The organism is Escherichia sp. E1130, from assembly GCF_005781065.1.
Lineage (GTDB): Bacteria > Pseudomonadota > Gammaproteobacteria > Enterobacterales > Enterobacteriaceae > Escherichia.
This window is the reverse complement of record NZ_VATL01000021.1, coordinates 1-20786: the sequence shown is the minus strand read 5'-3', so window position 1 is coordinate 20786 and position 20786 is coordinate 1. Positions and strand designations below refer to the sequence as shown.

Here is a 20786-nt window from a genome sequence, read left to right as displayed (position 1 = left end):
AGTTAGTTATTATTTAAATTGTTCCATGCGTTCATAAACAGCACTGCATTTTCATAGACCTGCTCTGGCGTCATGCCGGGGCGATATAGCGCAGAACCGAGGCCAAAACCGTTTGCGCCGTGGCTCAGATAACGCGCCATTGTTTCCGGTGTGATACCGCCAACCGGTAACATCGGAACGGATTGCGGAATAACCGCACGCCAGGCTTTGGTGACTTCTGGCGTAATTTGTTCGGCCGGGAACAGCTTGATGGCATTGGCGCCGTGTTCAATGGCAGCAAAGGCTTCAGTGGGCGTAGCGACGCCAGGCGCGCAATACATACCCAGCGCACGGGCGCGACGGATCACCGCAGTATCGCAATGCGGCATCACGATAATCTGGCCTCCAGCCTCTTTAACCGCGACCACCTGCTCTACTGAAAGCACAGTTCCGGCTCCGACCAGGCAGTCCTTAGGCAGGGCGTCGCGCAGTAGACTGATACTTTGCAACGGCTCCGGCGAGTTCATGGGAATCTCAATCAGGCGGAATCCGGCGGCGTACAGCTTTTCACCGATGGCGACAATCTCATCCGGTTTCACGCCGCGTAAAATGGCGACTAACCCGGTTTTTTGCAAAAGCGTATTAAATGGCATGAGTACATTCCCTGGCGTTGGTGGAGAGTAGCCCGGCAGCGTGGGCGATTCGCCATAATCCCTGTTCAGTGGCATTAGGAATGGCGTGAAACTGTCTGTCGGGAAAAACGTGGCTGAACGCCCGTGAATAGCGGCTGTTCAGGGTGGCGCTACCGATTAAGGCGATCGGCGTTGTGGCGGGTAAATCACGCAGCAAGCTGGATGCCAGACCACATAATTCATGGCCTATCAGTAATCCAGAAAGATAATCTCCCTGTGAGGACGGCGTAAGATTATCGGTCAGCAAGCGCGAACGGGTCGAAAACAGCGTCGATAATAATCCGGTCTGATGATGCTCCAGTGCCGCTGTCAGTCCTTGGGCAAAGGCATCCCAGTGCGGCTCATCTCCCGAATGCATGGTGGCGCCAAGAATCGAATGGCGGGATAAAACATCAAATAATTCGCCCGTCATAAAGGTTCGGAAATCGGTAATGGTGTTATTTTCAACCACCGCCCATTTCGCATGAGTGCCAGGTAAGCCAATCAGCACCGGCACACCCTTACGGATTGCGTCTTGCAGAGCAGGTTCCATTGTGATGGCACCGAAGATTTGTGTCTCTTCGCCACGCATCACTTCGGGCATTTCACCTTCTTTAATCACGCCAGGAATGATGTGCAGCATTGTCTGCTGCTGGTGGATAACCGGCGTCAGTTGCTTCGCCAGTCCATCGAGAGTGACCGGGCAAGGTAAATAAGCTGCTGGTTGCCACCCTTGCGCACTGCCGATCATGCCACAAGCCAGAACCGGGCAGGGGGATTGTGCCAGCCAGTCTCCACAGACACGTAAAAATGTATCGTGGAAAGCGTCCTCACGTGTTGCTGCCTGGGAGGGTAATTTCATGATTCCCCAAGGGAATTCACGTTTTTCTTGTGGATCTGGTGAGTCACCAAAACGCCATGCCCGAAGCGATGACGTTCCCCAGTCCAGGGCAATAAATGAGGTATTTCCCGACATTAGCCGTTTCCTTTAATCATGGTTTAATTATCTTTGCGGACGTGCTTACCCCAGCCCAGTTCAGCGGAGATCTCTTCTGCACAGGATTTGACGTAAGGTGCCAGTTCTTCCAGGCGCGCCAGCGACATATACGTGGTGGTACTGGCGACAGAAATGGCCGCCACAATTTCATTCCGGGCGTTGTAAATCGGCGCTGCAACGCAACGGATAGTGGGCTCGTTCTCTTCCAGATCAAAAGCAAAACCACTGGCGGCATAACGGCGCATGTTTTGTATAAATGCGCCCAGTTTTGTTTCATCACCACAAGTCAAAAATAGTGTGCGCCACTCTTCTTCTGTTCGGTTGAGGATCAACGCCTTGCCGATGCCGGTGATTGCCAGTGGCATGCGATGGCCTGGGCGTGAGCGCATTTCCAGCCCGCGCTGACTGTTGATCTTCTCCAGATACAGCACTTCGTCGCCTTCAACGATCCCCAGATGCACGGTGTCCAGGGTGTAACGGGCCAGACGTTGCAAAACGGGCTGTGCAACTTCATACAATGAAGTGCTTTCCAGCGCTCTGGCGCCGAGTTCGATCAGTTTGGCGCCCAGTTGGTAGCCCTGAGTTGGGACATGGCGCAGATAGCGTTGCTCCACCAAAACAGAGACTAAACGATGGGTTGTACTCCGCGTCGTGCCGGTGAACTCGCCGATGCTTTTCAGGTCATGGCAACCGTTATAAACAGCATTAATAACCGCCAGTCCGCGTAATAACGTTTGTGCGCCAGCGGTGGTTGAAGAGGTTTCTGCCATAGATGTCTCCTGATGATATTGCCGAGTGTTTCACAGAATAAAGTGGGGAAAAGGTGATGTGTCCCACAATATAAACTTAGTCTCATATTGTGGGATAAAATAAGCAAAATAAACGATCGTTTTGCGTAGCGCCTCGCAGGAAACTTCTTTCAAACTGGACGTTTGTACAGCACAATTCTATTTTGTGCGGGTAAGTTGTTGCGTCAGGAGGCTTTGTGGATTTCTCAATCATTGTTTATGCCATTATTGCGCTGGTCAGTGTGGCCATCGGTTGGCTGTTTGCCAGTTATCAACATGCGCAGCAAAAAGCCGAGCAATTAGCTGAACGTGAAGAGATGGTCGCGGAGTTAAGTGCGGCAAAACAACAAATTACCCAAAGTGAGCACTGGCGTGCAGAGTGTGAATTGCTCAATAACGAAGTGCGTAGTCTGCAAAGTATTAACACCTCGCTGGAGGCAGATCTGCGTGAAGTGACCACGCGGATGGAAGCTGCACAGCAACATGCTGACGATAAAATTCGCCAGATGATTAACAGCGAGCAGCGTTTGAGCGAGCAGTTTGAAAACCTCGCCAACCGTATTTTTGAGCACAGTAATCGCCGTGTAGATGAACAAAATCGCCAGAGTCTGAACAACCTGCTATCGCCGCTGCGTGAACAACTGGATGGTTTTCGCCGACAGGTACAGGACAGCTTTGGTAAAGAAGCACAAGAACGCCATACCCTGACCCACGAAATTCGTAATCTACAGCAACTCAACGCGCAAATGGCCCAGGAAGCGATCAACCTGACGCGCGCGCTGAAAGGCGATAACAAAACCCAGGGGAACTGGGGCGAAGTGGTACTGACGCGGGTGCTGGAGGCTTCCGGACTGCGTGAAGGGTATGAATACGAAACCCAGGTAAGCATCGAAAATGATGCTCGCTCGCGGATGCAGCCGGATGTCATCGTGCGGCTGCCGCAGGGGAAAGATGTGGTGATCGATGCCAAAATGACGTTGGTCGCCTATGAACGCTACTTCAACGCGGAAGACGACTACACACGCGAAAGCGCATTGCAGGAGCATATTGCTTCGGTACGTAATCACATCCGCTTACTTGGGCGCAAAGATTATCAACAGCTGCCGGGGCTACGAACGCTGGATTACGTGCTGATGTTTATTCCCGTTGAACCAGCGTTTTTACTGGCGCTTGATCGCCAGCCAGAGCTGATCACCGAAGCGTTAAAGAACAACATCATGCTGGTTAGCCCCACCACGCTGCTGGTGGCGTTGCGTACTATCGCCAACCTGTGGCGTTATGAGCATCAAAGCCGTAACGCCCAGCAAATCGCCGATCGTGCCAGCAAGCTGTACGACAAGATGCGTCTGTTTATTGATGATATGTCCGCGATTGGTCAAAGTCTGGACAAAGCGCAGGATAACTATCGCCAGGCGATGAAAAAACTCTCTTCAGGTCGCGGAAATGTGCTGGCGCAGGCAGAAGCGTTTCGCGGTTTAGGGGTAGAAATTAAACGCGAGATTAATCCGGACTTGGCTGAACAGGCGGTGAGCCAGGATGAAGAGTATCGACTGCGGTCGGTTCCGGGGCAGCCGAATGATGAAGCTTATCAACGCGATGATGAATATAATCAGCAGTCGCGCTAGCCCATTAGGGGTAGTTAAGCCGGGTAGAAATCTAGGGCATCGACGCCCAATCTGTTACACTTCTGGAACAATTTTTTGATGAGCAGGCATTGAGATGGTGGATAAGTCACAAGAAACGACGCACTTTGGTTTTCAGACCGTCGCGAAGGAACAAAAAGCGGATATGGTCGCCCACGTTTTCCATTCCGTGGCATCGAAATATGATGTCATGAATGATTTGATGTCATTTGGTATTCATCGTTTGTGGAAGCGATTCACGATCGATTGCAGCGGTGTGCGTCGTGGGCAGACCGTACTGGATCTGGCTGGCGGTACCGGCGATCTGACGGCGAAATTCTCCCGCCTGGTTGGTGAAACGGGCAAAGTGGTTCTCGCCGATATCAATGAATCCATGCTCAAGATGGGCCGTGAGAAACTGCGCAATATCGGTGTGATTGGCAACGTTGAGTATGTTCAGGCGAACGCAGAGGCGCTGCCGTTCCCGGATAACACCTTTGATTGCATCACCATTTCGTTTGGTCTGCGTAACGTTACCGACAAAGATAAAGCACTGCGTTCGATGTATCGCGTGCTGAAACCGGGCGGTCGCCTGCTGGTGCTTGAGTTCTCGAAGCCGATTATCGAACCGTTAAGCAAAGCCTATGACGCTTACTCCTTCCATGTGCTGCCACGTATTGGTTCGCTGGTGGCGAACGATGCCGACAGCTACCGCTATCTGGCCGAATCCATCCGTATGCATCCCGATCAGGATACGCTGAAAGCCATGATGCAGGATGCCGGATTCGAAAGTGTCGATTATTACAACCTGACGGCTGGCGTTGTGGCGCTGCATCGTGGTTATAAGTTCTGACAGGAGTACGACTATGCCTTTTAAACCTTTAGTGACGGCAGGAATTGAAAGTCTGCTCAACACTTTCCTGTATCGCTCACCCGCGCTGAAAACAGCCCGCTCGCGTCTGCTGGGTAAAGTATTGCGCGTGGAGGTAAAAGGCTTTTCGACGTCGCTAATTCTGGTGTTTAGTGAACGGCAGGTCGATGTGCTGGGCGAATGGTCTGGCGATGCTGATTGCACCGTTATCGCCTACGCCAGCGTGTTGCCGAAACTTCGTGACCGCCAGCAGCTTGCCGCACTAATTCGTAGCGGTGAGCTGGAAGTGCAGGGCGATATTCAGGTGGTACAGAATTTCGTGGCGTTGGCAGATCTGGCAGAGTTCGACCCTGCGGAACTGCTGGCCCCTTATACCGGTGATATCGCCGCTGAAGGCATCAGCAAAGCCCTGCGCGGCGGCGCAAAGTTCCTGCATCATGGTATTAAACGCCAGCAACGTTACGTGGCGGAAGCTATCACCGAAGAGTGGCGTATGGCGCCAGGTCCGCTTGAAGTGGCCTGGTTTGCGGAAGAAACAGCCGCTGTTGAACGTGCCGTTGATGCGTTAATCAAACGGCTGGAAAAACTGGAGGCAGTTTAATGACGCCAGGTGAAGTACGGCGCCTGTATTTCATCATTCGCACTTTTTTAAGCTACGGACTTGATGAACTGATCCCTAAAATGCGTATCACCTTGCCGCTGCGGTTATGGCGATACTCATTATTCTGGATGCCGAATCGGCACAAAGACAAACCATTAGGTGAGCGACTACGACTGGCGCTGCAAGAATTGGGTCCGGTATGGATCAAGTTTGGGCAGATGCTATCGACCCGTCGCGACCTTTTTCCGCCGCATATTGCTGACCAACTGGCACTCTTGCAGGACAAAGTCGCACCGTTTGATGGCAGACTGGCGAAGCAACAGATTGAAGCTGCAATGGGCGGTTTGCCGGTGGAAGCGTGGTTTGACGATTTTGAAATCGAGCCGCTGGCGTCGGCCTCTATCGCCCAGGTTCATACCGCGCGATTGAAATCGAATGGCAAAGATGTGGTAATTAAAGTCATCCGTCCGGACATTTTGCCGGTGATTAAAGCGGATCTGAAACTTATCTACCGCTTGGCTCGCTGGGTGCCGCGTTTGCTGCCGGATGGTCGCCGTCTGCGCCCAACTGAAGTGGTGCGCGAGTACGAAAAGACCTTGATTGATGAATTGAATTTGCTGCGGGAATCTGCCAACGCCATTCAGTTACGACGCAATTTTGAAGACAGCCCGATGCTCTACATCCCGGAAGTTTACCCTGACTATTGCAGCGAAGGGATGATGGTGATGGAGCGCATTTACGGCATTCCCGTTTCTGATGTCGCGGCGCTGGAGAAAAACGGCACTAACATGAAATTGCTGGCGGAACGCGGTGTGCAGGTGTTCTTCACCCAGGTTTTCCGTGACAGCTTTTTCCATGCCGATATGCATCCAGGCAACATCTTCGTAAGCTATGAGCACCCGGAAAACCCGAAATATATCGGCATTGATTGCGGGATAGTCGGCTCGCTAAACAAGGAAGATAAACGCTATCTGGCGGAAAACTTTATCGCCTTCTTTAACCGCGACTATCGCAAAGTGGCAGAGCTGCATGTCGATTCAGGCTGGGTACCGCCAGATACCAACGTTGAAGAGTTCGAATTTGCCATTCGTACCGTTTGCGAACCTATCTTTGAGAAACCGCTGGCGGAAATTTCGTTTGGACATGTGCTGTTAAATCTGTTTAATACGGCGCGTCGCTTCAATATGGAAGTGCAGCCGCAACTGGTGTTACTTCAGAAAACCTTGCTCTATATCGAAGGGGTAGGACGGCAGCTTTATCCGCAGCTCGATTTATGGAAAACTGCAAAACCTTTCCTTGAATCGTGGATTAAAGATCAGGTCGGTATTCCCGCGCTGGTGAGAGCATTTAAGGAAAAAGCGCCGTTCTGGATCGAAAAAATGCCAGAACTGCCTGAATTGGTTTATGACAGTTTGCGCCAGGGCAAGTATTTACAGCATAGTGTTGATAAGATTGCGCGCGAGTTACAGTCGAATCATGTGCGTCAGGGACAATCTCGTTACTTATTGGGGATTGGTGCAACGTTAGTATTAAGCGGCACATTCTTGTTGGTCAGCCGACCGGAATGGGGGCTGGTGCCCGGCTGGTTAATGGCGGCCGGTCTGATCGCCTGGTTTGTCGGTTGGTGCAAAACACGCTGATTTTTTCATCGCTCAAGGCGGGCCGTGTAACGTATAATGCGGCCTTGTTTAATCATCATCTACCACAGAGGAACATGTATGGGTGGTATCAGTATTTGGCAGTTATTGATTATTGCCGTCATCGTTGTACTGCTTTTTGGCACCAAAAAGCTCGGCTCCATCGGTTCCGATCTTGGTGCGTCGATCAAAGGCTTTAAAAAAGCAATGAGCGATGATGAACCAAAGCAGGATAAAACCAGTCAGGATGCTGATTTTACTGCGAAAACAATCGCCGATAAGCAGGCGGATGCGAATCAGGAACAGGCTAAAACAGAAGACGCAAAGCGCCACGATAAAGAGCAGGTGTAATCCGTGTTTGATATCGGTTTTAGCGAACTGCTATTGGTGTTCATCATCGGCCTCGTAGTTCTGGGGCCGCAACGACTGCCTGTGGCGGTAAAAACGGTAGCGGGCTGGATTCGTGCGTTGCGTTCACTGGCAACAACGGTGCAGAACGAACTGACCCAGGAGTTAAAACTCCAGGAGTTTCAGGACAGCCTGAAAAAGGTTGAAAAGGCGAGTCTCACCAACCTGACGCCCGAACTGAAAGCGTCAATGGATGAGCTGCGCCAGGCCGCGGAGTCGATGAAGCGTTCCTACGTTGCGAATGACCCTGAAAAGGCGAGCGATGAAGCGCACACCATTCATAACCCGGTGGTGAAAGACAATGAGGCTGCGCATGAAGGCGTCACGCCTGCCGCTGCACAAACGCAGGCCAGTTCGCCGGAACAGAAGCCAGAAACCACGCCAGAGCCGGTGGTAAAACCTGCTGCGGACGCTGAACCGAAAACCGCTGCACATTCCCCTTCGTCGAGTGATAAACCGTAAACATGTCTGTAGAAGATACTCAACCGCTTATCACGCATCTGATTGAGCTGCGTAAGCGTCTGCTGAACTGCATTATCGCGGTGATCGTGATATTTCTGTGTCTGGTCTATTTCGCCAATGACATTTATCACCTGGTATCCGCGCCATTGATCAAGCAGTTGCCGCAAGGTTCAACGATGATCGCCACCGATGTGGCCTCGCCGTTCTTTACGCCAATCAAGCTGACCTTTATGGTGTCGCTGATTCTGTCAGCGCCGGTGATTCTCTATCAGGTGTGGGCATTTATCGCTCCTGCACTCTATAAGCACGAACGTCGCCTGGTGGTGCCGCTGCTGGTTTCCAGCTCTCTGCTGTTTTATATCGGCATGGCATTCGCTTATTTCGTGGTCTTCCCGCTGGCGTTTGGTTTCCTTGCCAATACCGCGCCTGAAGGGGTGCAGGTATCCACCGATATTGCCAGCTATTTGAGCTTCGTGATGGCGCTGTTTATGGCATTTGGTATCTCCTTTGAAGTGCCTGTGGCGATTGTGCTGCTGTGCTGGATGGGGATTACCTCGCCAGAAGACTTACGCAAAAAACGTCCGTATGTGCTGGTTGGCGCATTCGTCGTCGGGATGCTGCTGACGCCGCCGGATGTCTTCTCGCAAACGCTGCTGGCGATCCCGATGTACTGCCTGTTTGAAATTGGCGTCTTCTTCTCGCGCTTTTACGTTGGTAAAGGCCGAAACCGGGAAGAAGAAAACGACGCTGAAGCAGAAAGCGAAAAAACTGAAGAATAAACTCAACCGCCCGTCAGGGCGGTTGTCATATGGAGTGCAGGATGTTTGATATCGGCGTTAATCTGACCAGTTCGCAATTTGCGAAAGACCGTGATGATGTCGTAGCGCGCGCTTTTGCTGCGGGAGTTAATGGGCTACTCATCACCGGCACTAACCTGCGCGAAAGCCAGCAGGCGCAAAAGCTGGCGCGTCAGTATTCGTCCTGTTGGTCAACGGCGGGCGTGCATCCTCATGACAGTAGCCAGTGGCAAGACGCAACAGAAGAAATGATTGTGGCGCTGGCCTCGCAGCCAGAAGTGGTGGCGATTGGTGAGTGTGGCCTCGACTTTAACCGCAACTTTTCCACACCAGAAGAGCAGGAACGCGCTTTTGTTGCCCAGCTACGTATTGCCGCAGAGTTAAACATGCCGGTATTTATGCACTGCCGTGATGCCCACGAGCGGTTTATGACGTTGCTGGAGCCGTGGCTGGATAAACTGCCTGGCGCGGTGTTGCACTGTTTTACCGGCACACGCGAAGAGATGCAGGCGTGCGTGGCGCGCGGAATTTATATCGGCATTACCGGTTGGGTTTGCGATGAACGACGCGGACTGGAGCTGCGAGAACTGTTGCCATTTATTCCGGCGGAGCAATTGCTGGTTGAGACAGACGCACCGTATTTGCTTCCGCGCGATCTCACGCCGAAGCCATCGTCACGGCGTAATGAGCCAGCCTATCTGCCCCATATTTTGCAACGTATTGCACACTGGCGTGGGGAAGATGCCGCATGGCTGGCTGCCACCACGGATGTCAATGTCAAAAAGTTATTTGGGATTGCGTTCTAGAGTTTGCGGAACTCGGTGTTCTTCACACTGTGCTTAATCTCTTTATTGATAAGATTAAGCAATAGCATAGAGCGAGCCTCGCCGTCGGGTTCGGTGAAAATAGCCTGAAAACCTTCGAAAGCGCCTTCGGTGATAATCACCTTATCACCAGGATATGGCGTCGCCGGATCAACAATGTCTTCCGGTTTATACACCGACAGTTGATGAATAACCGCAGATGGGACTATCGCCGGCGATGCGCCAAAGCGCACAAAGTGGCTTACGCCGCGGGTCGCACTGATGGTTGTGGTATGAATCACTTCCGGGTCAAATTCCACAAACAGGTAGTTGGGGAACAATGGTTCACTGACTGCGGTACGTTTGCCTCGCACGATTTTTTCCAGGGTGATCATCGGCGCCAGGCAATTCACCGCCTGTCTTTCGAGGTGTTCCTGGGCACGTTGAAGTTGCCCGCGCTTGCAGTACAGTAAATACCAGGATTGCATAATGACTCTTATCCGTTTAATCGGGGCGCAAGGATAGCAAAAGCTTTACGCTAAGTTAATTATATTCCCCGGTTTGCGTTATGCCGTCAGAGTTCACGCTAATTTAACAAATTTACAGCATCGCGAAGATGAACGCCGTATAATGGGCGAAGATTAAGAGGCTACAATGGACGCCATGAAATATAACGATTTACGCGACTTCCTGACGCTGCTTGAACAGCAGGGTGAGCTAAAACGTATCACGCTCCCGGTGGATCCGCATCTGGAAATCACTGAAATTGCTGACCGCACTCTGCGTGCCGGTGGACCTGCGTTGTTGTTTGAAAACCCCAAAGGTTATTCGATGCCGGTGCTGTGCAACCTGTTTGGTACGCCAAAGCGCGTGGCGATGGGCATGGGCCAGGAAGATGTTTCGGCGCTGCGTGAAGTCGGTAAATTATTGGCGTTTCTGAAAGAGCCGGAGCCGCCAAAAGGTTTCCGCGACCTGTTTGATAAACTGCCGCAGTTTAAGCAGGTGTTAAACATGCCGACAAAGCGATTGCGTGGTGCGCCTTGCCAACAAAAAATCGTCTCTGGTGATGACGTCGATCTTAACCGCATTCCCATTATGACCTGCTGGCCGGAAGACGCCGCGCCGCTAATTACCTGGGGGCTGACCGTAACGCGCGGCCCGCATAAAGAGCGGCAGAATCTGGGTATTTATCGCCAGCAGCTGATTGGTAAAAACAAACTGATTATGCGCTGGCTGTCGCATCGTGGCGGCGCACTGGATTATCAGGAGTGGTGCGCGGCGCATCCGGGCGAACGTTTCCCGGTTTCTGTGGCGCTGGGTGCCGATCCCGCTACGATTCTCGGTGCAGTGACGCCAGTCCCGGATACATTGTCGGAATACGCCTTTGCCGGATTGCTGCGCGGCACCAAGACCGAAGTGGTGAAGTGTATCTCCAATGACCTTGAAGTGCCCGCCAGTGCGGAGATTGTGCTGGAAGGGTATATCGAACAAGGCGAAACGGCGCCGGAAGGGCCGTATGGCGACCACACCGGTTACTATAACGAAGTCGATAGTTTCCCGGTATTTACCGTGACGCATATTACCCAGCGTGAAGATGCGATTTACCATTCCACCTATACCGGGCGTCCGCCAGATGAACCCGCGGTACTGGGCGTGGCGTTGAACGAAGTGTTCGTGCCGATTCTGCAAAAACAGTTCCCGGAAATTGTCGATTTTTACCTGCCGCCGGAAGGCTGTTCTTATCGCCTGGCGGTAGTGACAATCAAAAAACAGTACGCCGGACATGCGAAGCGCGTCATGATGGGGGTCTGGTCATTCTTACGCCAGTTTATGTACACTAAGTTCGTGATCGTCTGCGATGATGATGTTAACGCACGCGACTGGAACGATGTGATTTGGGCAATTACCACCCGTATGGACCCTGCGCGGGATACGGTGTTGGTAGAAAATACGCCTATTGATTATCTGGATTTTGCCTCGCCCGTCTCCGGGCTGGGTTCAAAAATGGGGCTGGATGCCACGAATAAATGGCCAGGGGAAACCCAGCGTGAATGGGGGCGTCCCATCAAAAAAGATCCAGATGTTGTCGCGCATATTGACGCCATCTGGGATGAACTGGCTATTTTTAACAACGGTAAAAGCGCCTGATGCGCGTTTGTTTTGCCCTATTTATCGATCCGACAGAGAAAGCGCATGACAACCTTAAGCTGTAAAGTGACCTCGGTAGAAGCTATCACCGATACCGTATATCGTGTTCGCATCGTGCCAGACGCGGCCTTTTCTTTTCGTGCTGGTCAGTATTTGATGGTGGTGATGGACGAGCGCGACAAACGCCCGTTTTCAATGGCTTCGACGCCGAATGAACAAGGTTTCATTGAGCTGCACATTGGCGCTTCGGAGATCAATCTCTACGCCAAAGCCGTTATGGATCGCATCCTTAAAGATCATCAAATCGTGGTGGATATTCCCCACGGTGAAGCGTGGCTGCGCGATGATGAAGAACGTCCGATGATTCTGATTGCGGGCGGCACGGGGTTCTCTTATGCGCGCTCGATTTTGCTGACAGCGCTGGCACGTAATCCCAATCGCGATATCACCATTTACTGGGGCGGGCGTGAAGAGCAACATCTTTATGATCTGTCCGAGCTTGAGGCGCTTTCTCTGAAGCATCCTGGTTTGCGTGTGGTGCCGGTAGTTGAACAACCGGAAGCGGGCTGGCGTGGACGTACTGGCACCGTGTTAACGGCGGTATTGCAGGATCACGGTACGCTGGCGGAGCATGATATCTATATCGCTGGCCGCTTTGAGATGGCGAAAATCGCCCGTGACCTGTTCTGCAATGAGCGTAATGCGCGGGAAGATCGCCTGTTTGGCGATGCGTTTGCGTTTATCTAAGCCATAAAAAACCCGCCCCTGACAGGCGGGAAGAACGGCAACTAAAACTTTATACAGTGGCATTTGGATCTATGTCGCATCCGGAAAACAATGCCTGATGCGACGCTTGCGCGTCTTATCAGGCCTACAAATAGTCCTGAACCGTGGGCCGGATAAGGCGTTTACGCCGCATCCGGCAAACAATGCCCGATGCGACGCTGACGCGTCTTATCGTGCCTACAAATAGTCCTGAACCGTAGGCCGGATAAGGCGTTTATGCCGCATCCGGCAAACAATGCCCGATGCGACGCTGGCGCGTCTTATCGTGCCTACAAATAGTCCTGAACCGTAGGCCGGATAAGGCGTTTATGCCGCATCAGGCAAACAATGCCCGATGCGACGCTAGCGCGTCTTATCGTGCCTACAAATAGTCCTGAACCGTAGGCCGGATAAGGCGTTTATGCCGCATCCGGCAAGTGGTTAAACCCGCTCAAACACCGTCGCAATACCCTGACCCAGACCGATACACATCGTCGCCAGACCAAACTGGGCATCTTTGCGCTCCATCAGATTCAGCAGCGTGGTACTGATACGAGCACCTGAACAGCCCAGCGGATGACCCAGCGCGATCGCGCCACCGTTGAGGTTGATCTTCTCGTCGATCTGCTCCATCAGCCCCAGATCTTTAATGCACGGCAGGATCTGCGCGGCAAAGGCTTCGTTCATCTCAAACACACCGATATCGCTGGCAGAAAGCCCCGCTTTTTTCAGCGCCAGTTTTGAGGCCGGGACCGGGCCGTAACCCATAATCGACGGGTCACAACCGACGACCGCCATCGAACGTACGCGGGCGCGCGGCTTAAGACCTAATTCACGGGCGCGGCTTTCACTCATCACCAACATGGCAGCTGCACCATCGGAAAGCGCAGAAGATGTACCCGCCGTTACCGTACCGCTGACGGGATCAAACGCCGGACGCAGCGTGGCGAGGGCTTCCACGGTGGTTTCCGGGCGAATCACTTCGTCGTAATTAAACTGCTTCAATACGCCGTCGGCATCGTGACCACCGGTCGGGATGATTTCATTTTTAAATGCGCCCGACTGCGTGGCGGCCCAGGCGCGGGCGTGTGACCGCGCGGCAAAGGCATCCTGCATTTCACGGCTGATACCGTGCATACGCGCCAGCATTTCTGCCGTTAAGCCCATCATGCCCGCCGCTTTGGCGACATTGCGGCTCAGGCCGGGGTGAAAATCGACGCCATGACTCATCGGCACATGGCCCATATGCTCCACGCCGCCAACCAGGCATGCCTGTGCATCGCCAGTCATGATCATTCGTGCTGCATCATGCAGTGCCTGCATGGATGAACCACACAGACGGTTGACGGTAACCGCCGGGACAGAGTGTGGTACTTCAGCCAACAGCGCCGCGTTACGGGCGATATTAAAACCCTGCTCCAGCGTCTGCTGCACACAGCCCCAGAAAATATCGTCGAGGGCCGCCGCTTCCAGCGCCGGATTACGCGCCAGCAAGCTACGCATTAAATGAGCGGAGAGATCTTCCGCACGTACGTTACGAAAAGCACCGCCCTTCGAACGGCCCATCGGGGTGCGAATTGCATCGACAATGACAACCTGTTCCATTGTGACTCCTTAAGCCGTTTTCAGGTCGCCAACCGGACGGGCTGGCTCAACCGAGGGATAGTACGGTTCGTTATGACGCGCTTTATTACGCAGACCTTCCGGCACTTCATACAGCGGGCCGAGGTGCTGATATTGCTGTGCCATATCGAGGTATTTTGCGCTACCGAGGGTGTCCAGCCAGCGGAACGCGCCGCCGTGGAACGGAGGGAAGCCCAGGCCGTAGACCAGCGCCATATCCGCTTCTGCCGGAGTGGCGATAATGCTTTCTTCCAGACAGCGCACCACTTCGTTGACCATCGGGATCATCATGCGGGCGATAATCTCTTCTTCGCTGAAATCGCGCTTCGGCTGGCTCACTTCTGCCAGCAGGTCGTCAACGACGGCGTCTTCTTCTTTCTTCGGCTTACCTTTGCTGTCTTCTTTATAACGCCAGAAACCGAGGCCGTTCTTCTGACCAAAGCGGTTGGCATCAAACAGCGCGTCGATGGTATCGCGATAATCTTTCTGCATCCGCTGCGGGAAGCCTGCTGCCATGACAGCCTGGGCATGATGCGCGGTGTCAATGCCCACGACATCCAGCAGATATGCCGGACCCATCGGCCAGCCAAACTGTTTTTCCATCACTTTGTCGATCTTGCGGAAATCCGCGCCGTCGCGCAGCAACTGGCTGAAACCGGCGAAGTAGGGGAACAGCACGCGGTTAACGAAGAATCCGGGGCAGTCGTTAACCACAATCGGCGTTTTGCCCATCTTGCTCGCCCAGGCGACGACTTTCGCGATGGTTTCGTCGGAGCTTTTCTCGCCGCGAATAATTTCTACCAACGGCATTCGGTGGACCGGGTTAAAGAAGTGCATCCCGCAGAAGTTTTCCGGACGTTCCAGCGCGTTGGCCAGTTCGCTGATAGGAATGGTTGAAGTGTTAGATGCCAGTACGGTATCCGGGCGTACTTTCTGCTCGGTTTCTGCCAGCACGGCTTTTTTCACTTTCGGGTTTTCGACAACCGCTTCTACCACAACATCCACGCGGTCAAATCCGGCGTAGTCGAGCGTTGGGTGGATTGTGGAGATCACGCCAGCCAGTTTCAGACCATCGATCTTGCCGCGCTCAAGCTGCTTGTTCAGTAGTTTCGCGGCTTCAGTCATGCCGAGGGCTAACGACTTATCGTTGATATCTTTCATGACAACCGGCACGCCTTTCCACGCGGACTGGTAAGCGATGCCGCCACCCATGATGCCTGCGCCCAGTACAGCGGCCTGTTTCGGTGTTTCAACGTCTTTGGTGAGTTTCTTCGCTTTGCCTTTTACATATTGATCGTTAAGGAAAATGCCGACCAGTGCGCGGGCTTCGTTGGTATGCGCCAGCGGGACAAAGCTTTTGTTTTCCAGATTTAATGCTTCTTCACGACCAAAACGGGCCGCAGCTTCAATGGTTTTTACTGCGGTGATGGGGGCCGGATAATGTTTCCCCGCCGTTTGTGCGACCATCCCTTTAGCGATGGTGAAGCTCATGGTGGCTTCAATCTTGCTCAGTTTTAGCGGTTCTAGCTTCGGCTGACGTTTCGCTTTCCAGTCGAGGTCGCCGTTAATGGCCTGGCGTAAAATCGCCATCGCCCCTTCAATCAGTTTTTCTGCTTTGACTACGCCATCCACCAGACCGATTTTCAGCGCCTGATCCGCGCCGACATCTTTACCGGCGGCAATGATTTCCAGCGCACTGTCAGCGCCCAGCATACGAGGCATACGTACAGAACCGCCAAAGCCCGGCATGATGCCCAGTTTGGTTTCCGGCAGACCGATGCGCAGATCCGGCGTCGCCAGACGATAATCGGTCGCCAGTACACATTCGCAGCCACCGCCCAGCGCATAGCCGTTGACGGCGGCAATGGTCGGCACCGGCAGATCTTCCAGGCGATTAAACACGCTATTGGCAAAATGCAGCCACTGGCTTAACTGTTCTTCAGGAACGAGGAACAGGGACAAAAATTCGGTGATATCAGCACCGACGATAAAGGCTGCTTTGTTCGAACGCAGCAGCAGCCCTTTTAGATCTGATTGCTGTTCCAGCACGCCGATGGCCTCGCCGAGGCTGGCGACGGTCGCAGTGTCGAGTTTATTAACTGAACCTGGGGCATCAAATACCAGTTCGGCAATGCCATCTTCCAGCCAGTCAAGGTACAGGGTGTCGCCTTTGTAAAGCATGTCAGTCTCCTGAATCCGCAAGGTGATCTGGTCGTACCAGATGCATCGAAGTGTGTATTTTGTGTTAAAAATATGCAAACAAAAGATTAAAGAAATGCCGATCTGATCACGCTCGGCAGAAATCACGCTCTGAATGAACGATGTGCTAAGATGCGGAGACTTAAGGTCAAAAAACAGAAGGGTAAAAAATGGAATCACTGGCCTCGCTCTATAAAAATCATATAGCTACCTTACAAGAACGGACTCGCGATGCGCTGGCGCGCTTCAAGCTGGATGCATTACTTATTCACTCCGGCGAGCTGTTCAATGTTTTTCTCGACGATCATCCCTATCCGTTTAAAGTGAACCCGCAATTCAAAGCGTGGGTGCCGGTAACTCAGGTGCCAAACTGCTGGTTGCTGGTGGATGGCGTGAACAAGCCGAAACTGTGGTTCTATCTGCCAGTTGATTACTGGCACAACGTCGAACCGCTGCCGACCGCCTTCTGGACTGAAGATGTGGACGTGATCGCGCTGCCGAAAGCCGATGGCATTGGTAGCCTGCTGCCTGCTGCGCGCGGCAATATTGGTTATATCGGTCCGGTGCCGGAACGTGCGCTGCAACTGGGCATTGAGGCCAGCAATATCAACCCGAAAGGGGTGATCGACTACCTGCATTACTACCGCTCCTTCAAAACCGAGTACGAACTGGCCTGTATGCGTGAAGCGCAGAAAATGGCGGTCAACGGTCATCGCGCGGCAGAAGAAGCGTTCCGTTCTGGCATGAGCGAGTTCGATATCAACATTGCCTATCTGACCGCGACCGGTCATCGTGATACCGACGTACCTTACAGCAACATTGTGGCGCTCAACGAACACGCTTCGGTGCTGCATTACACCAAACTGGATCATCAGGCACCGGAAGAGATGCGTAGCTTCCTGCTGGATGCCGGGGCAGAATATAACGGCTATGCGGCTGACCTGACCCGAACCTGGTCGGCAAAAAGCGACAACGACTACGCACAGCTGGTGAAAGACGTTAATGATGAACAACTGGCGCTGATCGCCACCATGAAAGCAGGCGTCAGCTATGTGGATTACCACATCCAGTTCCATCAGCGCATTGCCAAACTGCTGCGTAAACATCAAATCATCACCGATATGAGTGAAGAAGCGATGGTCGAAAACGATCTCACCGGACCGTTTATGCCGCACGGTATCGGCCATCCGCTGGGCCTGCAGGTGCATGACGTAGCAGGTTTTATGCAGGATGATAGCGGTACGCACCTCGCGGCACCGGCAAAATATCCGTACCTGCGCTGCACCCGTATTCTCCAGCCGGGCATGGTGTTAACCATTGAGCCGGGTATCTACTTCATCGAATCGTTGCTGGCACCGTGGCGTGAAGGGCAGTTCAGCAAACACTTCAACTGGCAGAAAATTGAAGCACTGAAACCGTTCGGCGGCATTCGTATCGAAGACAACGTGGTGATCCACGAAAACAACGTGGAAAACATGACCCGGGATCTGAAACTGGCGTGATGGAAAGCTGGTTAATTCCTGCGGCACCGGTCACGGTCGTTGAAGAGATCAAAAAGAGCCGCTTCATAACGATGTTGGCGCATACCGATGGCGTTGAGGCGGCGAAAGCGTTTGTTGAATCGGTGCGGGCAGAACACCCCGATGCCCGCCACCATTGTGTGGCGTGGGTGGCGGGGGCGCCGGATGATTCTCAACAGCTGGGTTTCTCTGACGACGGGGAACCGGCGGGAACGGCAGGTAAACCGATGCTCGCCCAACTGATGGGCAGCGGCGTCGGGGAAATTACCGCTGTGGTGGTGCGTTACTACGGCGGCATATTGCTTGGCACCGGTGGGTTAGTGAAAGCGTATGGCGGCGGCGTGAATCAGGCGTTGCGCCAGCTAACGACCCAACGCAAGACGCCATTAACCGAATATACTTTGCAATGTGAATATAGTCAGTTAACCGGCATTGAAGCGTTGCTGGGGCAGTGTGACGGCAAAATTATCAACAGTGATTATCAGGCATTCGTTCTGCTGCGGGTGGCGCTTCCAGCGGCGAAAGTGGCTGAATTTTCCGCAAAGCTGGCGGATTTTAGCCGTGGTTCATTGCAATTGTTAGCGATTGAAGAATAATCCCCACTTCGTTTTGCAGAACTAAGGAAGCGGCAGAGATGCATTTTCGCGCCATTACCCGAATCGTTGGACTACTGGTCATCTTATTCTCAGGGACAATGATTATCCCTGGGCTGGTAGCACTCATCTACCGGGATGGGGCGGGCCGCGCATTTACCCAGACCTTTTTTGTCGCCCTCGCTATTGGCTCTATGTTGTGGTGGCCTAACCGTAAAGAGAAGGGCGAACTGAAATCCCGTGAAGGGTTTCTGATCGTGGTGCTGTTCTGGACCGTGCTGGGTAGCGTCGGTGCGCTCCCTTTTATCTTCTCGGAAAGCCCGAACCTCACGATCACCGATGCGTTTTTTGAATCTTTCTCCGGCCTGACCACCACGGGGGCCACTACGCTGGTGGGGCTGGATTCGCTCCCTCACGCAATCCTCTTTTATCGCCAGATGCTGCAATGGTTTGGCGGGATGGGGATCATCGTGTTGGCGGTTGCGATACTGCCTATCCTCGGCGTTGGTGGGATGCAGCTCTATCGCGCGGAAATGCCCGGCCCGCTGAAAGATAACAAAATGCGTCCGCGAATTGCGGAAACGGCGAAAACCCTGTGGTTGATTTATGTCTTGTTGACCGTCGCCTGTGCACTGGCGCTGTGGTTTGCTGGAATGGATGCCTTTGATGCCATCGGTCATAGCTTTGCGACAATCGCTATTGGCGGCTTTTCGACGCATGATGCCAGCGTTGGCTATTTCGATAGCCCGACTATTAACACTATCATTGCTATCTTCCTGCTGATCTCCGGCTGTAACTACGGTCTGCACTTTTCACTGTTAAGTGGGCGTAGTCTGAAGGTCTACTGGCGCGATCCGGAATTTCGCATGTTTATCGGCGTACAGTTTACGCTGGTGGTTATTTGTACCCTCGTGCTGTGGTTTCATAATGTCTACAGTTCGGCGCTGATGACAATTAACCAGGCATTTTTCCAGGTGGTGTCGATGGCGACAACCGCCGGGTTTACGACTGATAGCATTGCCCGCTGGCCGCTCTTTTTGCCGGTACTGCTTTTATGTTCAGCTTTTATCGGCGGTTGCGCCGGGTCAACGGGCGGTGGCCTGAAAGTGATCCGCATCCTGCTGCTGTTCAAACAGGGGAACCGTGAGCTGAAACGACTGGTGCATCCGAACGCCGTCTATAGCATTAAGCTGGGGAATCGCGCACTGCCGGAACGTATCCTCGAAGCCGTTTGGGGATTTTTCTCCGCCTATGCATTGGTGTTTATTGTCAGTATGCTGGCGATAATCGCCACGGGCGTGGATGACTTTTCTGCCTTTGCCTCGGTTGTTGCGACATTGAATAACCTGGGGCCAGGGCTTGGCGTGGTTGCTGATAACTTTACCAGCATGAACCCGGTGGCTAAATGGATCCTGATTGCCAACATGCTGTTTGGTCGTCTTGAGGTCTTTACATTGCTGGTGCTCTTTACCCCGACTTTCTGGCGTGAATGATGGAGTAATACGTGAAAACATTAATTCTTTTCTCAACAAGGGACGGACAAACGCGCGAGATTGCCTCCTACCTGGCTTCGGAACTGAAAGAACTGGGGATCCAGGCGGATGTCGCTAATGTGCACCGCATTGAAGAACCACAATGGGAAAACTACGATCGCGTGGTGATTGGCGCTTCTATTCGCTACGGTCATTACCATTCTGCGTTCCAGGCATTTGTCAAAAAGCATGCCACCCGGCTGAACTCAATGCCGAGCGCCTTTTACTCCGTCAACCTGGTGGCACGCAAGCCGGAGAAGCGGACTGTGCAGACCAACAGCTACGCACGAAAGTTTCTGATGAGTTCACAATGGCGCCCCGATCGCTGTGCCGTTATTGCCGGGGCGCTGCGTTATCCACGCTATCGTTGGTACGACCGCTTTATGATCAAGCTGATTATGAAGATGTCAGGCGGAGAAACAGATACGCGCAAAGAGGTTGTGTATACCGATTGGGAGCAGGTCGCGAATTTCGCCCGAGAAATCGCTCAATTAACCAACAGATCGGCGTCGAAATAAGCATAAAGAATAAAAAACGCGCATTCGGAAAATTATTTTAAATTTCCTCTTGTCAGCTCAGAATAACTCCCTATAATGCGCCACCACTGACACGGAACAACGGCAAACACGCCGCCGGGTCAGCGGGATTCTCCTGAGAATTCCGGCAGAGAAAAGCAAAAAAAAATGCTTGACTCTGTGGCGGGAAAGCGTATTATGCACACCCCGCGCCGCTGAGAAAAAGCGAAGCGGCACTGCTCTTTAACAATTTAT

General features: G+C 52.9%; 20 protein-coding genes. 14 read left to right on the top strand and 6 right to left on the bottom strand.

The features are described from left to right. Nucleotides 1–2 precede the first annotated feature (2 nt). From FEK66_RS19365 to FEK66_RS19355, 3 genes are read right to left on the bottom strand one after another with little or no spacing between them, the layout of a single operon-like run. Entirely contained in the window at nucleotides 3–632 is a 630-nt protein-coding gene (locus tag FEK66_RS19365; protein WP_130261216.1) for a 2-dehydro-3-deoxy-6-phosphogalactonate aldolase, read from the bottom strand. Further along, nucleotides 622–1626: a 2-dehydro-3-deoxygalactonokinase gene (locus tag FEK66_RS19360; RefSeq protein ID WP_135495447.1), complete on the bottom strand. Its 1005-nt coding sequence runs from the start codon at nucleotides 1624–1626 to the stop codon at nucleotides 622–624. The genes FEK66_RS19365 and FEK66_RS19360 overlap by 11 nt, the downstream gene beginning before the upstream one ends. 23 nt (nucleotides 1627–1649) lie before the next feature. After that, the gene (locus FEK66_RS19355) at nucleotides 1650–2417 is read right to left on the bottom strand and encodes an IclR family transcriptional regulator (protein ID WP_131162263.1); all 768 of its coding nucleotides are present in this window, start codon (nucleotides 2415–2417) and stop codon (nucleotides 1650–1652) included. Nucleotides 2418–2632: 215 nt separating this feature from the next. Here FEK66_RS19355 and rmuC point away from each other — a divergent pair, with 215 nt between their 5' ends. The 8 genes from rmuC to tatD all read left to right on the top strand — a co-directional run bounded on the left by rmuC (nucleotide 2633) and on the right by tatD (nucleotide 9639). Next, nucleotides 2633–4060 carry a DNA recombination protein RmuC gene (gene rmuC / locus FEK66_RS19350; RefSeq protein ID WP_130219483.1) on the top strand — a complete coding sequence of 476 codons (1428 nt, stop codon included), beginning with the start codon at nucleotides 2633–2635 and terminating at the stop codon, nucleotides 4058–4060. 94 nt (nucleotides 4061–4154) lie between these two features. Then, entirely contained in the window at nucleotides 4155–4910 is a 756-nt protein-coding gene (gene ubiE / locus FEK66_RS19345) for a bifunctional demethylmenaquinone methyltransferase/2-methoxy-6-polyprenyl-1,4-benzoquinol methylase UbiE (RefSeq protein ID WP_000227958.1), read from the top strand. Nucleotides 4911–4923: 13 nt separating this feature from the next. After that, the gene (ubiJ, locus tag FEK66_RS19340) at nucleotides 4924–5529 is read left to right on the top strand and encodes a ubiquinone biosynthesis protein UbiJ (protein ID WP_130261219.1); all 606 of its coding nucleotides are present in this window, start codon (nucleotides 4924–4926) and stop codon (nucleotides 5527–5529) included. Further along, complete coding sequence (ubiB, locus tag FEK66_RS19335; RefSeq protein ID WP_135495448.1) at nucleotides 5529–7169, top strand: ubiquinone biosynthesis regulatory protein kinase UbiB; 1641 nt, start codon at nucleotides 5529–5531, stop codon at nucleotides 7167–7169. Before ubiJ ends, ubiB begins: the two co-directional genes overlap by 1 nt. Nucleotides 7170–7247: 78 nt before the next feature. After that, complete coding sequence (gene tatA, locus FEK66_RS19330; protein ID WP_130209472.1) at nucleotides 7248–7517, top strand: Sec-independent protein translocase subunit TatA; 270 nt, start codon at nucleotides 7248–7250, stop codon at nucleotides 7515–7517. Between the two features lie 3 nt (nucleotides 7518–7520). Further along, a complete protein-coding gene (gene tatB, locus FEK66_RS19325; protein WP_130209474.1) occupies nucleotides 7521–8036 on the top strand; it encodes a Sec-independent protein translocase protein TatB in 516 nt (171 codons plus the stop codon). 2 nt (nucleotides 8037–8038) lie between these two features. Continuing rightward, entirely contained in the window at nucleotides 8039–8815 is a 777-nt protein-coding gene (tatC, locus tag FEK66_RS19320) for a Sec-independent protein translocase subunit TatC (protein ID WP_000109937.1), read from the top strand. A gap of 41 nt (nucleotides 8816–8856) precedes the next feature. Beyond that, a complete protein-coding gene (gene tatD, locus FEK66_RS19315) occupies nucleotides 8857–9639 on the top strand; it encodes a 3'-5' ssDNA/RNA exonuclease TatD (protein WP_135495449.1) in 783 nt (260 codons plus the stop codon). Here tatD and rfaH read toward each other — a convergent pair. Continuing rightward, complete coding sequence (gene rfaH / locus FEK66_RS19310; protein WP_130209478.1) at nucleotides 9636–10124, bottom strand: transcription/translation regulatory transformer protein RfaH; 489 nt, start codon at nucleotides 10122–10124, stop codon at nucleotides 9636–9638. The genes tatD and rfaH overlap by 4 nt on opposite strands. A 166-nt stretch (nucleotides 10125–10290) precedes the next feature. Between rfaH and ubiD the strand changes: the two genes are divergently transcribed. Continuing rightward, complete coding sequence (gene ubiD, locus FEK66_RS19305) at nucleotides 10291–11784, top strand: 4-hydroxy-3-polyprenylbenzoate decarboxylase (protein ID WP_000339804.1); 1494 nt, start codon at nucleotides 10291–10293, stop codon at nucleotides 11782–11784. Between the two features lie 45 nt (nucleotides 11785–11829). Next, nucleotides 11830–12531, top strand: a complete 702-nt coding sequence (gene fre / locus FEK66_RS19300) for an NAD(P)H-flavin reductase (protein WP_130209480.1) — start codon at nucleotides 11830–11832, stop codon at nucleotides 12529–12531. A gap of 459 nt (nucleotides 12532–12990) precedes the next feature. On the opposite strand, the gene fadA is transcribed toward fre, so the two are convergent. Further along, nucleotides 12991–14154, bottom strand: a complete 1164-nt coding sequence (fadA, locus tag FEK66_RS19295) for an acetyl-CoA C-acyltransferase FadA (protein WP_138211524.1) — start codon at nucleotides 14152–14154, stop codon at nucleotides 12991–12993. Between the two features lie 9 nt (nucleotides 14155–14163). Beyond that, nucleotides 14164–16353 (bottom strand): fatty acid oxidation complex subunit alpha FadB, encoded by a 2190-nt coding sequence (gene fadB / locus FEK66_RS19290; RefSeq protein ID WP_135495457.1) that lies wholly within the window; start codon nucleotides 16351–16353, stop codon nucleotides 14164–14166. 188 nt (nucleotides 16354–16541) lie between these two features. On the opposite strand from fadB, the gene pepQ reads away from it, so the two are divergent. From pepQ to hemG, 4 genes are read left to right on the top strand one after another with little or no spacing between them, the layout of a single operon-like run. Then, on the top strand, nucleotides 16542–17873 hold the full coding sequence (pepQ, locus tag FEK66_RS19285; RefSeq protein ID WP_130261222.1) for a Xaa-Pro dipeptidase: 1332 nt from the start codon (nucleotides 16542–16544) through the stop codon (nucleotides 17871–17873). Then, nucleotides 17873–18487 (top strand): IMPACT family protein, encoded by a 615-nt coding sequence (locus FEK66_RS19280; protein WP_001296979.1) that lies wholly within the window; start codon nucleotides 17873–17875, stop codon nucleotides 18485–18487. The genes pepQ and FEK66_RS19280 overlap by 1 nt, the downstream gene beginning before the upstream one ends. 38 nt (nucleotides 18488–18525) lie before the next feature. Beyond that, nucleotides 18526–19977: a Trk system potassium transporter TrkH gene (trkH, locus tag FEK66_RS19275; RefSeq protein WP_000545680.1), complete on the top strand. Its 1452-nt coding sequence runs from the start codon at nucleotides 18526–18528 to the stop codon at nucleotides 19975–19977. An 11-nt stretch (nucleotides 19978–19988) separates the two neighbouring features. Next, a complete protein-coding gene (gene hemG, locus FEK66_RS19270; protein WP_130209490.1) occupies nucleotides 19989–20534 on the top strand; it encodes a menaquinone-dependent protoporphyrinogen IX dehydrogenase in 546 nt (181 codons plus the stop codon). Nucleotides 20535–20786 lie beyond the last annotated feature (252 nt).

What these genes read in the sequence shown, in the direction of transcription:
- ubiB (WP_135495448.1), top strand. Translation starts at nt 5,529, where the DNA reads ATGACGCCAGGTGAAGTACGGCGCCTGTATTTCATCATTCGCACTTTT.
- fre (WP_130209480.1), top strand. Translation starts at nt 11,830, where the DNA reads ATGACAACCTTAAGCTGTAAAGTGACCTCGGTAGAAGCTATCACCGAT.
- tatD (WP_135495449.1), top strand. Translation starts at nt 8,857, where the DNA reads ATGTTTGATATCGGCGTTAATCTGACCAGTTCGCAATTTGCGAAAGAC.
- fadA (WP_138211524.1), bottom strand. Translation starts at nt 14,154, where the DNA reads ATGGAACAGGTTGTCATTGTCGATGCAATTCGCACCCCGATGGGCCGT.
- FEK66_RS19355 (WP_131162263.1), bottom strand. Translation starts at nt 2,417, where the DNA reads ATGGCAGAAACCTCTTCAACCACCGCTGGCGCACAAACGTTATTACGC.
- pepQ (WP_130261222.1), top strand. Translation starts at nt 16,542, where the DNA reads ATGGAATCACTGGCCTCGCTCTATAAAAATCATATAGCTACCTTACAA.
- FEK66_RS19365 (WP_130261216.1), bottom strand. Translation starts at nt 632, where the DNA reads ATGCCATTTAATACGCTTTTGCAAAAAACCGGGTTAGTCGCCATTTTA.
- fadB (WP_135495457.1), bottom strand. Translation starts at nt 16,353, where the DNA reads ATGCTTTACAAAGGCGACACCCTGTACCTTGACTGGCTGGAAGATGGC.
- FEK66_RS19280 (WP_001296979.1), top strand. Translation starts at nt 17,873, where the DNA reads ATGGAAAGCTGGTTAATTCCTGCGGCACCGGTCACGGTCGTTGAAGAG.
- FEK66_RS19360 (WP_135495447.1), bottom strand. Translation starts at nt 1,626, where the DNA reads ATGTCGGGAAATACCTCATTTATTGCCCTGGACTGGGGAACGTCATCG.
- tatC (WP_000109937.1), top strand. Translation starts at nt 8,039, where the DNA reads ATGTCTGTAGAAGATACTCAACCGCTTATCACGCATCTGATTGAGCTG.
- trkH (WP_000545680.1), top strand. Translation starts at nt 18,526, where the DNA reads ATGCATTTTCGCGCCATTACCCGAATCGTTGGACTACTGGTCATCTTA.
- rfaH (WP_130209478.1), bottom strand. Translation starts at nt 10,124, where the DNA reads ATGCAATCCTGGTATTTACTGTACTGCAAGCGCGGGCAACTTCAACGT.
- tatA (WP_130209472.1), top strand. Translation starts at nt 7,248, where the DNA reads ATGGGTGGTATCAGTATTTGGCAGTTATTGATTATTGCCGTCATCGTT.
- ubiJ (WP_130261219.1), top strand. Translation starts at nt 4,924, where the DNA reads ATGCCTTTTAAACCTTTAGTGACGGCAGGAATTGAAAGTCTGCTCAAC.
- ubiD (WP_000339804.1), top strand. Translation starts at nt 10,291, where the DNA reads ATGGACGCCATGAAATATAACGATTTACGCGACTTCCTGACGCTGCTT.
- ubiE (WP_000227958.1), top strand. Translation starts at nt 4,155, where the DNA reads ATGGTGGATAAGTCACAAGAAACGACGCACTTTGGTTTTCAGACCGTC.